Annotated in this window: 10 protein-coding genes; 6 read left to right on the top strand and 4 right to left on the bottom strand. The window is 57.1% G+C overall.

Translation table 11 applies throughout. The annotated features are described in order from the left end of the window. Positions 1 to 163 precede the first annotated feature (163 nt). From nrdA to yfaE, 3 genes are read left to right on the top strand one after another with little or no spacing between them, the layout of a single operon-like run. The gene (nrdA, locus tag BJP35_RS19750; protein WP_020883162.1) at positions 164 to 2,449 is read left to right on the top strand and encodes a class 1a ribonucleoside-diphosphate reductase subunit alpha; all 2,286 of its coding nucleotides are present in this window, start codon (positions 164 to 166) and stop codon (positions 2,447 to 2,449) included. A 51-nt stretch (positions 2,450 to 2,500) separates the two neighbouring features. Continuing rightward, positions 2,501 to 3,631, top strand: coding sequence for a class Ia ribonucleoside-diphosphate reductase subunit beta (gene nrdB, locus BJP35_RS19745; protein ID WP_014170966.1), 1,131 nt, complete (start codon positions 2,501 to 2,503; stop codon positions 3,629 to 3,631). Continuing rightward, complete coding sequence (yfaE, locus tag BJP35_RS19740; RefSeq protein WP_014170967.1) at positions 3,631 to 3,885, top strand: class I ribonucleotide reductase maintenance protein YfaE; 255 nt, start codon at positions 3,631 to 3,633, stop codon at positions 3,883 to 3,885. Before nrdB ends, yfaE begins: the two co-directional genes overlap by 1 nt. A 48-nt stretch (positions 3,886 to 3,933) precedes the next feature. Here yfaE and glpQ read toward each other — a convergent pair whose 3' ends face one another. Next, positions 3,934 to 4,986 (bottom strand): glycerophosphodiester phosphodiesterase, encoded by a 1,053-nt coding sequence (gene glpQ, locus BJP35_RS19735; RefSeq protein WP_047742951.1) that lies wholly within the window; start codon positions 4,984 to 4,986, stop codon positions 3,934 to 3,936. Between the two features lie 11 nt (positions 4,987 to 4,997). Continuing rightward, entirely contained in the window at positions 4,998 to 6,350 is a 1,353-nt protein-coding gene (gene glpT, locus BJP35_RS19730; protein ID WP_020883160.1) for a glycerol-3-phosphate transporter, read from the bottom strand. A 255-nt stretch (positions 6,351 to 6,605) separates the two neighbouring features. On the opposite strand from glpT, the gene glpA reads away from it, so the two are divergent. From glpA to glpC, 3 genes are read left to right on the top strand one after another with little or no spacing between them, the layout of a single operon-like run. Further along, on the top strand, positions 6,606 to 8,234 hold the full coding sequence (gene glpA, locus BJP35_RS19725; RefSeq protein WP_032678599.1) for an anaerobic glycerol-3-phosphate dehydrogenase subunit A: 1,629 nt from the start codon (positions 6,606 to 6,608) through the stop codon (positions 8,232 to 8,234). Continuing rightward, positions 8,224 to 9,441, top strand: a complete 1,218-nt coding sequence (gene glpB / locus BJP35_RS19720; RefSeq protein ID WP_047742954.1) for a glycerol-3-phosphate dehydrogenase subunit GlpB — start codon at positions 8,224 to 8,226, stop codon at positions 9,439 to 9,441. Before glpA ends, glpB begins: the two co-directional genes overlap by 11 nt. Beyond that, positions 9,438 to 10,628 carry an anaerobic glycerol-3-phosphate dehydrogenase subunit GlpC gene (glpC, locus tag BJP35_RS19715; protein ID WP_020883157.1) on the top strand — a complete coding sequence of 397 codons (1,191 nt, stop codon included), beginning with the start codon at positions 9,438 to 9,440 and terminating at the stop codon, positions 10,626 to 10,628. Before glpB ends, glpC begins: the two co-directional genes overlap by 4 nt. A gap of 33 nt (positions 10,629 to 10,661) precedes the next feature. Here glpC and BJP35_RS19710 read toward each other — a convergent pair whose 3' ends face one another. Beyond that, the gene (locus BJP35_RS19710; RefSeq protein ID WP_086463502.1) at positions 10,662 to 11,861 is read right to left on the bottom strand and encodes a nicotinamide mononucleotide deamidase-related protein YfaY; all 1,200 of its coding nucleotides are present in this window, start codon (positions 11,859 to 11,861) and stop codon (positions 10,662 to 10,664) included. A 94-nt stretch (positions 11,862 to 11,955) separates the two neighbouring features. Beyond that, on the bottom strand, positions 11,956 to 12,495 hold the full coding sequence (locus BJP35_RS19705; RefSeq protein ID WP_020883156.1) for a YfaZ family outer membrane protein: 540 nt from the start codon (positions 12,493 to 12,495) through the stop codon (positions 11,956 to 11,958). Between the last annotated feature and the right edge of the window lie 39 nt (positions 12,496 to 12,534).

Genomic DNA, 12,534 nt, shown 5'->3' with positions numbered 1-12,534 from the left:
ATCAACCCTTGTGCTGAAAAGATTCGATACTAGAATACTCACCATATAGCGTTTTTCTTATCGCAAACCCCCTATATGTAGTATTTATCCACAGAGTTAGTCACAAGACGGATCTGTGGATAAGCGGGGGATATTTTTTATTTCACGGACAGGTAAAACCCACATGAATCAGAGTCTGCTGGTGACTAAGCGCGACGGTACCACCGAGCGTATCAATCTGGACAAAATCCATCGTGTTCTCGACTGGGCAGCAGAAGGACTGAATAACGTATCTATCTCCCAGGTTGAACTGCGCTCTCACATTCAGTTCTACGATGGCATCAAGACATCTGATATCCACGAAACCATCATCAAGGCTGCGGCGGATCTCATCTCCCGTGAAGCCCCGGATTATCAGTACCTCGCTGCACGTCTGGCGATTTTCCACCTGCGTAAAAAAGCGTACGGCCAGTTTGAGCCGCCAAAGCTTTACGATCACGTGGTGAAAATGGTTGAGCTGGGCAAATACGACACGCATCTGCTGGAAGACTATACGGAAGAAGAGTTCGAGCAGATGAACGGGTTTATCGATCACTGGCGCGACATGAACTTCTCTTACGCGGCGGTGAAGCAGCTCGAAGGCAAATACCTGGTTCAGAACCGTGTGACCGGTGAGATCTACGAAAGCGCCCAGTTCCTCTATATTCTGGTGGCCGCCTGCCTGTTCTCTAACTACCCGCGTGACACCCGTCTGGAATACGTGAAGCGTTTCTACGATGCGGTTTCCACGTTCAAGATTTCTCTGCCTACGCCAATCATGTCTGGCGTGCGTACCCCAACCCGTCAGTTCAGCTCATGCGTCCTGATCGAGTGTGGTGACAGCCTGGATTCCATCAACGCGACTTCCAGCGCCATCGTGAAATATGTCTCCCAGCGTGCCGGTATCGGCATCAACGCCGGTCGCATCCGTGCACTGGGTAGCCCGATTCGCGGCGGTGAAGCGTTCCACACCGGCTGTATCCCGTTCTACAAACACTTCCAGACCGCGGTAAAATCCTGCTCTCAGGGCGGCGTACGCGGTGGTGCAGCTACCCTGTTCTACCCAATGTGGCACCTGGAAGTGGAAAGCCTGCTGGTACTGAAAAACAACCGTGGCGTTGAAGGCAACCGCGTTCGTCACATGGACTACGGCGTACAGATCAACAAGCTGATGTACACCCGTCTGCTGAAAGGTGAAGACATCACCCTGTTCAGCCCGTCCGACGTCCCGGGCCTGTATGACGCGTTCTTCGCCGATCAGGATGAGTTCGAGCGTCTGTACACCAAATACGAAAAAGACGACAGCATCCGTAAGCAGCGCGTTAAGGCGGTTGACCTGTTCTCCCTGATGATGCAGGAACGTGCCTCTACCGGCCGTATCTACATTCAGAACGTTGACCACTGCAACACCCATAGCCCGTTTGACCCGGTGGTTGCGCCAGTGCGCCAGTCTAACCTGTGCCTGGAAATCGCCCTGCCGACCAAACCGCTGGAAGATGTTAACGACGAAAACGGCGAAATCGCGCTCTGCACCCTCTCTGCTTTCAACCTGGGCGCTATCAAGAGCCTGGAAGAGCTGGAAGAGCTGGCGGTGCTGGCCGTGCGTGCGCTGGATGCCCTGCTGGATTACCAGGACTACCCAATCCCGGCGGCAAAACGTGGAGCAATGGGCCGTCGTACCCTCGGTATCGGCGTTATCAACTTTGCCTACTGGCTGGCGAAACACGGTAAGCGTTACTCCGACGGCAGCGCGAACAACCTGACCCACGAAACGTTCGAAGCGATTCAGTACTACCTGCTGAAAGCCTCCAACGAGCTGGCGAAAGAGCAAGGCGCGTGCCCGTGGTTCAACGAAACCACCTATGCGAAAGGCATTCTGCCGATCGATACCTACAAGAAAGACCTGGATGCGATCTCTAACGAACCGCTGCATCTGGACTGGGAAGCGCTGCGTGAATCCATCAAGACTCACGGCCTGCGTAACTCCACGCTGTCTGCCCTGATGCCGTCTGAGACCTCTTCGCAGATCTCTAACGCCACCAACGGTATTGAACCACCGCGCGGCCACGTCAGCATTAAAGCGTCGAAAGACGGTATCCTGCGTCAGGTTGTGCCTGACTACGAGCTGCTGAAAGACAACTACGAGCTGCTGTGGGAAATGCCAAACAACGACGGTTACCTGCAGCTAGTGGGGATCATGCAGAAGTTTATCGACCAGTCGATTTCTGCTAACACCAACTACGACCCGACGCGCTTCCCGTCTGGCAAGGTACCGATGCAGCAACTGTTGAAAGACCTGCTCACCGCCTACAAATTTGGTGTGAAAACCCTGTACTATCACAACACCCGTGATGGTGCGGAAGACGCTCAGGATGACATGGCACCGTCAATTCAGGACGATGGCTGCGAAAGCGGCGCATGTAAGATCTAATGAAGGGCGGGGATATCCCCGCCTTTATTTCGTAAGACAGGACTCCAATTCATGGCATACACCACCTTTTCACAGACGAAAAACGACCAGCTCAAAGAGCCGATGTTCTTCGGGCAACCGGTCAACGTGGCACGCTACGATCAGCAAAAATATGACATCTTCGAAAAGCTGATTGAAAAGCAACTCTCCTTCTTCTGGCGCCCGGAAGAAGTTGACGTCTCTCGCGATCGTATCGATTTCCAGGCGTTGCCGGAGCACGAAAAGCATATCTTCATCAGCAACCTGAAGTACCAGACGCTGCTGGACTCCATTCAGGGCCGTAGCCCGAACGTGGCGCTGCTGCCGCTGATCTCCATTCCGGAGCTGGAAACCTGGGTGGAAACCTGGGCGTTTTCTGAGACCATCCACTCCCGCTCTTACACCCACATTATCCGCAACATCGTTAACGATCCGGCGGTGGTGTTTGACGATATCGTCACTAACGAGCAGATCCAGAAACGTGCTGAAGGTATTGCGCACTACTACGACGAACTGATCGAGATGACCAGCTACTGGCATCTGCTGGGCGAAGGCACCCACACCGTGAACGGCAAAACCGTCACCGTGAGCCTGCGTGCGCTGAAGAAACAGCTTTACCTGTGCCTGATGAGCGTTAACGCACTGGAAGCCATCCGCTTCTACGTGAGCTTCGCCTGCTCCTTCGCGTTTGCAGAACGCAAGCTGATGGAAGGTAATGCCAAAATCATCCGTCTGATCGCCCGTGACGAGGCCCTGCACCTGACCGGCACCCAGCATATGCTGAACCTGCTGCGCAGCGGTACAGACGATCCGGAGATGGCTGAGATTGCCGAAGAGTGCAAACAGGAGTGCTATGACCTGTTCGTGCTGGCCGCTCAGCAGGAGAAAGAGTGGGCAGACTACCTGTTCCGCGACGGCTCCATGATTGGCCTGAACAAAGACATCCTGTGCCAGTATGTTGAGTACATCACCAACATCCGTATGCAGGCGGTCGGGCTTGAGCTGCCGTTCAAAACCCGCTCTAACCCAATTCCGTGGATCAACACCTGGCTGGTATCCGATAACGTGCAGGTTGCGCCACAGGAAGTGGAAGTCAGTTCTTATCTGGTCGGGCAGATTGACTCTGAAGTTAACACCGACGACCTGAGCGACTTCCAGCTCTGATGAGCCGCGTAACGCTTAGCCTTTCCGGTACCGAAGTGCTGTGCCGGGAAGAACACCCTTCCCTGTTGATTGCGCTTGAGGCGCATCAGGTTGAAGTGGAGTATCAATGCCGCTCAGGCTATTGCGGATCATGTCGCTGCCGTTTAGTCGCCGGACAAGTGGACTGGCTGACCGAACCGCTGGCCTTCATCAACGAAGGTGAAATTTTGCCCTGCTGCTGCCGGGCAAAAGGCGATATAGAGATTGAGATGTAAACCGCCCCTCCGGGCGAAATAAAAAAGGGCCTTACGGCCCTTTTTCTTTTACTTCAAAAACTGCACGGCTTTATCGGGGAAATCGGTGAACAGCCCGTCCACCCCGGCCTGGTTATACAGCACGTCGTACAGCTGGTTTACGTCCGTCGCATAAGCCGGTAGCTGGTCCGCACGCACCGTATACGGATGAACCTGCATATGACTGGCGTGCGCCTCTTTCACCATTGCCGTCAGCTTGACGTGGCCTGGCGTTGAGCCTTCCGCCACCAGCATATGGTAATCTGGTCCGATACCGTCGGCGTACTGCGCGATCTGTTTCATTGCGCCCGGCTTAAACATCCAGTCGTAGTTGTAATTCATCCACGTGCCGTCGGGCTGTTTCTCCTGAGTTTCATTCCAGTCGGTGTAGGCAATCAGCTGTAACAGATTGAGATCCATCCCTCTCTTTGGCGCCAGCTCGGTTTTGATGCGCTTCAGCTCAGCGGCGTCAAAACATTGCAGATAGACTTTGTCGCGCTTGCTGGTGTAGCCGTACTTTTTCAGCACGTCCAGCGTCTTCGCGGCAATGTCCTTCCCTTCCTGATGGTGGAACCACGGCGCTTTTATCTCCGGGTAGATGCCGATGTTTTTCCCGGTTGAGTGGTTCAGTCCCTGCACAAACTCAATCTCTTCTTCGAAGGTATGAATGCGAAAATCAGATTTACCCATCGGGAAACGTCCCGGATAGACCTGCACCTTCTTGCCGTTTTCAACCTCGAAACCCTCGGTAAACTTCAGCGAACGAATCTCATCCAGCGTAAAGTCAATGGCGTAGTAGCGACCATCTTTGCGGGCGCGGGCCGGGAAACGCTCAGCCACGTCCGTCACGCGGTCAAGATAGTGGTCATGAAGGACGACCAGCTGATCGTCACGGGTCATCACCAGATCCTGCTCGAGATAATCTGCCCCCTGCGCATAGGCCATCGCTTTTGCCGGGAGCGTGTGCTCTGGCAGATAGCCGCTTGCGCCGCGATGGGCGATAACCATTTTCTCGTTAGCCAGCGCTGAGCCTGTCATCAGGCCCGCCAGCAGCAGGCCCGTTGCTACGTAAGTTAATTTCATCAGCCTTCTCCTTATTGACGACGCGCCTGCATTTCGGCGTGATGACGTTTTTCACCAATCATCACCACAATCAACAGCAGCACCGCCAGCACGCTACCGCCAATCATCACCATAAAGCCGCCGTCCCAGCCGAAGAAGTCAACGGTGTAGCCCACAATGGCGCTCGCCGCGACCGAACCGCCAAGGTAACCGAACAGACCGGTAAAGCCGGCCGCCGTACCTGCCGCTTTCTTCGGCGCCAGCTCCAGGGCATGCAGACCAATCAGCATCACCGGGCCGTAAATCAGGAAGCCGATAACGATCATACAGGCCATATCGACTGACGGGTTACCCGGCGGGTTGAGCCAGTAAACCACGGTGGCAATGGTCACCAGCGTCATAAAGAAGACGCCCGTCGCACCACGGTTACCCCGGAACACTTTGTCCGACATCCAGCCGCAAATCAGCGTCCCCGGGATCCCGGCGTACTCATAGAGGAAGTAAGCCCAGGAGGATTTATCCAGCGCGAAATGCTTCACCTCTTTCAGATAGGTAGGTGACCAGTCGAGGATGCCGTAACGCAGCAGGTACACGAAGACGTTGGCCACCGCGATATACCACAGCAGTTTGTTGGGCAGGACGTACTTCATGAAGATCTGTTTGGCCGTCAGCTCTTCTTCATGCTGCTCGCTGTAATCATCCGGATAGTCGTTTTTGTACTCTTCAATCGGCGGCAGGCCACAGGACTGAGGCGTGTCACGCATCAGGGCGAAAGCGATAACCGCCACCAGAATGGCACCAAAGGCAGGCATATAAAGCGCGGCTTTCCAGTCGTTAAACCACGCCATCCCCAGCAGGAACAGCAGAGGTGGAATACCGCCACCGACGTTATGCGCGCAGTTCCACACCGACACGATGCCGCCACGCTCTTTCTGCGACCACCAGTGCACCATGGTGCGCCCGCACGGCGGCCACCCCATTCCCTGGAACCAGCCACAGAGGAACAGCAGCACGAACATCACGGCGATGCTGGAGGTTGCCCATGGCACAAAGCCCATGAACAGCATCACCGCTGCCGCCAGGATCAGACCCGCAGGCAGGAACACGCGTGGATTCGAGCGATCGGACACTGAACCCATGATGAATTTGGAAAAACCGTAGGCGATAGAGATCCCCGACAACGCGAACCCCAGATCGCCACGAGAAAAGCCCTGCTCCACCAGATACGGCATGGCGAGCGCAAAGTTTTTACGTACCAGGTAGTACGCCGCGTACCCGAAGAAGATCCCCAGGAAGATTTGCCAACGCAGACGACGGTATAGCGGATCAATTTCTGCCTCTGGCAGACGCGCCCGATGCGGCGCAGGTTTGAAGATACTGAGCATGACAGCCTCCGTGGCCAGGTATTGAATTTACAGGGGTTTAACTGCCCCACACTCCAGAGAGGCGGCGATGTTAAGAAATCACGGTGATTGTTACTGTGAATCAACGCACAAATTGTTACAGAAATATGACAATGTGCGCAGAAAAGCGCATGGAATCACGTTTCACTTTCGAATTTCGTTCGTTTATGTTCGAAATCAAACAAACCACAGTTTTGATGTGGCTAAATGGTAAAAAACGAACACAGAGGGATAACAATGACAATTCACGATCCTCGCTACAGCGATGTGATTATCATTGGCGGTGGCGCGACCGGCGCCGGCATCGCACGCGACTGCGCCCTGCGTGGGCTGAGCGTCACGCTTCTGGAGCGCCATGACATTGCGACGGGCGCAACCGGGCGCAATCATGGTCTGCTACACAGTGGTGCCCGTTACGCGGTGACCGACCCCGAATCCGCGCGGGAATGCATTGCTGAAAACCAGATCCTCAGACGCATTGCCCGCCACTGCATTGAACCGACCAACGGTCTGTTCATTACGCTTCCCGAAGACGATCTCTCATTTCAGCCAACCTTTGTGACCGCCTGCCGCGCTGCAGGGATTGAGGCTGACGTCATCGACCCCGAACTCGCGCGTCGCCTGGAACCGTCTGTCAACCCGGCCCTTATCGGCGCGGTGAAGGTCCCGGACGGTACGGTTGACCCTTTCCGCCTGACCGCCGCGAACATGCTGGACGCCCGTGAACACGGCGCACAGGTTCTGACCGGGCAGGAAGTGACCGGGCTTATCCGGGAAGGGAACCGCGTCTGCGGCGTACGTGTTTTTGATACGCAGTATAAGGAGCATGGCGAACTGTACGCCGCCGTGGTGGTCAACGCGGCGGGGATCTGGGGGCAACGCATCGCGGAGTACGCCGAGCTGTCTGTGCGCATGTTCCCGGCAAAAGGCTCGCTGCTGATCCTCGACCACCGCATTAACAACCACGTGATCAACCGCTGCCGCAAACCTTCTGATGCCGACATCCTGGTGCCGGGCGATACCATTTCGCTTATCGGCACCACCTCAACCCACGTGGACTATAGCGAGATTGATTACAACCGCGTGACCGCCGACGAGGTGGATATCCTGCTGCGCGAAGGGGAAAAGCTGGCCCCTGTGATGGCGCAGACCCGAATTCTTCGCGCCTATGCCGGCGTGCGCCCTCTGGTGGCGAGCGATAACGACCCGAGCGGGCGCAACGTCAGCCGTGGCATCGTGCTGCTCGACCACGCCGCGCGCGATGGCCTGGACGGGTTTATCACCATCACCGGCGGCAAGCTGATGACCTACCGCCTGATGGCCGAATGGGCAACCGATGCCGTCTGCCGCAAGCTGGGTAATAGCGAACGGTGTGTGACCGCAGAGCAACCTCTGCCCGGCTCGCGTCAGTCCACCGAGAAAACGCTGCAAAAAATCATCTCCCTTTCCGCCCCCCTGCGCGGTTCAGCCATTTATCGCCACGGAGACCGCACGCCGGTCTGGCTGGGGGAAGGACGGCTGAGCCGTAGCCTGGTGTGTGAATGTGAAGCCGTCACGGCGGGGGAAGTGCAATACGCCGTGGAGAATCTGACCGTCAACAGCCTGCTTGATTTACGTCGGCGCACCCGCGTGGGCATGGGCACCTGCCAGGGTGAGCTGTGCGCCTGCCGTGCCGCCGGGTTGTTACAACGTTTTCATACCACCACTGCCACCCAGTCGCTGGCACAACTCAGTGATTTCCTGAACGAACGCTGGAAAGGCATTCAGCCTGTCGCCTGGGGTGATGCCCTGCGTGAAAGCGAGTTTACCCGCTGGGTCTACCAGGGGCTGTGCGGTCTTGAGAAGGAGCAACAGGATGAAATTTGATACCGTGATTGTCGGTGGTGGGCTGGCGGGTCTGCTTTGTGGTATCAGGCTAACGAAGCAGGGGCTGCGCTGCGCCATCATCACCCGGGGCCAGAGCGCACTGCACTTCTCGTCGGGTTCGCTGGATCTGCTGGATGAGGCGTATCGCGATGCCCTGCCGCCAGAGCATCCCTATAACCTGACGGGCAGAGACACCGTCGACCGCTTCGCCCATGAAGCCGAAACCCTTCTGGCCGAGTGCGGTGCACGGCTGCAGGGTAACGCCCGGAAAAATCATCATCGGGTTACCCCGCTCGGCACCCTGCGCTCTGCCTGGCTCAGCCCGGAAGAGGTGCCTGTTGCCCCCTTTAACGCAGGGCGGGTCCTGGTCGTGGGTATTAGCGGTTTTCTTGATTTTCAGCCCCACCTCGCTGCGGCATCACTCTGTCGCCAGGGCGTGAATGCACACACGGCTGAGATAGAGCTTCCTGAGCTTGACGTCCTGCGCGACAACCCGAGCGAGTTTCGCGCGGTGAATATTGCCCGTTTTCTCGACAACGACGATAAATGGCCGCTGCTGTATGCCGCGCTTCGGCCACTGGCCGAAGGTTGCGACACGCTGTTTATGCCCGCCTGCTTTGGCTTAAGCGACAACCGGCTCTGGCGCTGGCTCTCGGATCGCCTGCCCTGCTCGCTTGGCCTGCTGCCGACGCTTCCCCCTTCTGTCCCCGGCATTCGCCTGCATACCCAGCTTCAGCGTCGGTTTATCGCTCAGGGTGGCGTGTGGATGGCGGGTGACGAGGTGAAAAAAATCACCCTGACGGATGGCTCGGTGAGCGAAGTCTGGACGCGTAATCACGCTGATATTCCGCTTCGCGCGCGTTATACGGTGCTGGCAAGCGGCAGTTTCTTCAGCAACGGGCTGCTGAGCCGTCGGGACGGCATCCAGGAGGCCATTATGGGGCTGGATGTCCGGCAAACGCCCTCCCGCGCAGACTGGTATCAGAGTGATTTCTTCACCCCGCAACCCTGGCAGCAGTTCGGCGTAATTGTCGATAAGCAGCTACACCCGCAACTTTCTGGTCAGCCGGTCAGTAATCTCTATGCCATTGGCTCTCTTCTGGGGGGATATGATCCCATCGCTCAGGGTTGCGGCGGCGGGGTCTGCGCCATCACGGCGCTGTATGTGGCAGAGCAAATTGGCCAGCGCATGGAGGCTGAGCAATGAACGATACCCGGTTTGAAAGCTGCATCAAATGCACAGTTTGTACCACCGTCTGCCCGGTCAGCGGTGTGAATCCGCGCTACCCGGGCCCGAAACAGGCCGGGCCTGACGGCGAGCGCCTGCGTCTGAAAGACGGTGCGCTGTACGATGAGGCGCTGAAATACTGCATCAACTGTAAACGTTGCGAAGTGGCCTGTCCGTCGGACGTGAAGATCGGCGATATCATCCAGCGAGCCCGCGCGCGTTACAGCACGCAAAAGCCGTCCCTGCGCGATGCGATCCTGAGTCATACCGACCTGATGGGCAGTGTCTCCACGCCTTTTGCCCCGCTGGTGAATGCTGCAACATCTCTCAAGCCGGTGCGAAAACTGCTGGATGCGACGCTGAAGATAGACCACCACCGCAGCCTGCCAAAATACTCTCACGGTACCTTCCGGCGCTGGTATACATCCGTGGCAGCGGAACAGGCGCAGTACACCGATCAGGTCGCGTTCTTCCACGGCTGCTATGTCAACTACAACCACCCGCAACTGGGAAAAGATCTGCTGAAGGTACTCAACGCGATGGGGACCGGCGTGCAGCTCCTGAATAAAGAGAAGTGCTGCGGTGTGCCGTTGATTGCCAACGGTTTTACCGATAAGGCGCGCAAACAAGCCAAAAGCAACGTCACGTCCCTGCGCGAGGCCATCGTTGATAAAGGAATTCCGGTACTGGCCACCTCGTCCACCTGTACCTTCACCCTGCGTGATGAGTATCCGCACCTGCTGGACGTGGATAACACCGGTCTGCGCGAGCACATTGAGCTGGCGACGCGTTTCCTGTGGCGCAAACTGGACAGCGGGCAGACGCTGCCGCTGCGGGAACTACCGCTGAAAGTGGTGTATCACACACCGTGTCATATGGAGAAAATGGGCTGGTCGCTCTATACGCTTGAGCTGTTGCGGCTCATTCCGGGGCTGGAGCTGACGGTGCTGGACTCGCGCTGCTGCGGCATTGCGGGCACTTACGGTTTTAAGCGAGAAAACTACGAAACGTCACAGGCGATCGGCGCCCCGCTGTTTCGCCAGATTGAAGAGAGCGGCGCAGATATCGTGGTCACCGACTGCGAAACCTGCAAGTGGCAGATAGAGATGTCTACCAGCAAGCGCTGCGAGCATCCGATCACTCTGCTGGCGAAGGCGCTGGGCTAAACCGTGCCGGGGCAAAACGCCCCGGCAAAGACATCACTCAACAAACAGCGATTCGACAACATTAATCCAGCCGTGCTCGCTGGCCACCTCTTTACCCATCAGCCAGCGGCGCAGCATGTTCAGCGCCATCATGGCGCAGACCTCCTGACGTACCGCCAGACTGTGGCGGGTAATGCTCATTTTAACCCGCAAAGCATACGTGCCTTCCGGCGTCGCCAGCGCAAAGTTGAGATGTTCCTCATCCAGCCCCCCCACAAACAGCGCCAGGCCAGCAAAATGTTTCACTCTTCTTTCCGAAGCCCAGCGCGCGGTCTGCGCCAGTGTTTCCTGCTGGAACGGCACCACTTCACTGGCCAACAGCGGCGCACTGGCGCGCGACAGCTGTAGCGCCAGCAGGCCGCCGGTGAACTGTTCGCTTAAGGTCACGCTCAGCTGGCGAGACTGCAGATGCGACGCAATCTGCGCCGGCAGCCCCTCGGTGCCTTCAAAGATCAGGCTTTCACCTGCCACGCGCTGCACCTCCGGCCAGAGCGCCAGCATCGCCGCCTTCTCTGAGGCCGGTCCTGTCAGCTTGAGTTCAATGATGGGCATGGAGGAGCGGTAGCCCATTGAGACACCGGGTGGCAGGGAGAGATGATCAAGACTCTGGGCCAGATCGCTTTCGGAACGGCCAAACGTGGTCAGACGCAGGCAGAGCGGAGGCTCAGGCAGGGTAAAACGTTCGTGAAGGCGCGGCAGGATCTGCTGCTGGACCATCACTTTAAATTCTGACGGTACGCCCGGCGTGAAGAACATCAGGCAGCGGTTCAGCGTAATGGCAAACCCACACGCGGTACCCACGGGGTTATCGACCAGTTCGGCGCTGGCGGGAATTTCCGCCTGCTTGCGGTTGCTGGGTGCCATAACACGGCCACGTTCGGAGAAGAAACGCTCCATCTGCGCCAGCCACTCTTCATGCAACACCAGCCCTTCACCTTTTGCGGTCGCGGCGGCCAGGGCGCTGAGATCGTCGCTGGTGGGACCGAGCCCGCCGTTCACAATCAACACGTCGGCGTGTTCGCTACGCTCGCGCAGCACATTCACCAGTGACTCAAGATTGTCGCCCACCGTATTGCGACGCGTTAACGGTAATCCTTGCTCAAAGAAAAGATCGGCAAGCCAGGCAGCATTGGTATCAATAATTTGTCCATGCAGCACTTCGTCGCCGGTGGATAACATCTCCACGTTAATCATTGTGTTCTCCCGCTTATATGGTCAAAACACTATAGCGCAAATGGATGTCGGGAGAAGAGAGAAACTGGCGCGACAGAATGCCGCGCCGGCGTGATTAGAACCCTGCGCTGACCCCCACGTACGGGCCGTCAGCCAGTGCGTTGTCGCGGTTACCGTCTTTACCCGCCAGGTTCAGATAGCGATAGCCTGCTTCAATCGTAATCGGACGCATGATGGTCCAGCGCGCGCCCGCGTTGGCTTCTTCATAGCTGTCGATACCGCTGGAGAGCGAATCCGGAGAGTAGTAATACTCGCCGAACAGGCCGAAGCTATCGCCAATTTTCCACTGCAGGCCGCCGCCTACCGCCGCCGCGTAACCTTCATCGCCGTCGTTCGGGTTAGTGTAAATTCCCTTACCGCCCACGGTGGCCAGGAACGGGCCAAGCGGAATGTTCAGACCCAGGCCGAGGCTTGCCGCATCGCCATCGTCATCGTTATGTGTCCAGCCGCCGGTCATCGCCAGACCGGAGGTCTCGGTCCCAAGGCCAAAGCCGAGGTGAGTATAATCCTGACCCGCCGAGCCGTTGAAGCTGATGGCGTTCGCCGCCGAAGAAACAACCATCAGGCCTAAGCCCACTAATGCCACTTTTTTCATTGTCGTGATCCCGCACAATTTTATAGAGAAGTCCCAAAA

The sequence above is a fragment of the Enterobacter sp. J49 genome, from assembly GCF_002148625.1.
In the GTDB taxonomy this organism is placed as follows: Bacteria; Pseudomonadota; Gammaproteobacteria; order Enterobacterales; family Enterobacteriaceae; genus Enterobacter; species Enterobacter ludwigii.
The sequence above is the reverse complement of the archived record's forward strand: the minus strand, read 5'-3'. Positions and strand labels throughout refer to the sequence as shown.

What these genes read in the sequence shown, in the direction of transcription:
- nrdA (WP_020883162.1), top strand. Translation starts at nt 164, where the DNA reads ATGAATCAGAGTCTGCTGGTGACTAAGCGCGACGGTACCACCGAGCGT.
- nrdB (WP_014170966.1), top strand. Translation starts at nt 2,501, where the DNA reads ATGGCATACACCACCTTTTCACAGACGAAAAACGACCAGCTCAAAGAG.
- yfaE (WP_014170967.1), top strand. Translation starts at nt 3,631, where the DNA reads ATGAGCCGCGTAACGCTTAGCCTTTCCGGTACCGAAGTGCTGTGCCGG.
- glpQ (WP_047742951.1), bottom strand. Translation starts at nt 4,986, where the DNA reads ATGAAATTAACTTACGTAGCAACGGGCCTGCTGCTGGCGGGCCTGATG.
- glpT (WP_020883160.1), bottom strand. Translation starts at nt 6,350, where the DNA reads ATGCTCAGTATCTTCAAACCTGCGCCGCATCGGGCGCGTCTGCCAGAG.
- glpA (WP_032678599.1), top strand. Translation starts at nt 6,606, where the DNA reads ATGACAATTCACGATCCTCGCTACAGCGATGTGATTATCATTGGCGGT.
- glpB (WP_047742954.1), top strand. Translation starts at nt 8,224, where the DNA reads ATGAAATTTGATACCGTGATTGTCGGTGGTGGGCTGGCGGGTCTGCTT.
- glpC (WP_020883157.1), top strand. Translation starts at nt 9,438, where the DNA reads ATGAACGATACCCGGTTTGAAAGCTGCATCAAATGCACAGTTTGTACC.
- BJP35_RS19710 (WP_086463502.1), bottom strand. Translation starts at nt 11,861, where the DNA reads ATGATTAACGTGGAGATGTTATCCACCGGCGACGAAGTGCTGCATGGA.
- BJP35_RS19705 (WP_020883156.1), bottom strand. Translation starts at nt 12,495, where the DNA reads ATGAAAAAAGTGGCATTAGTGGGCTTAGGCCTGATGGTTGTTTCTTCG.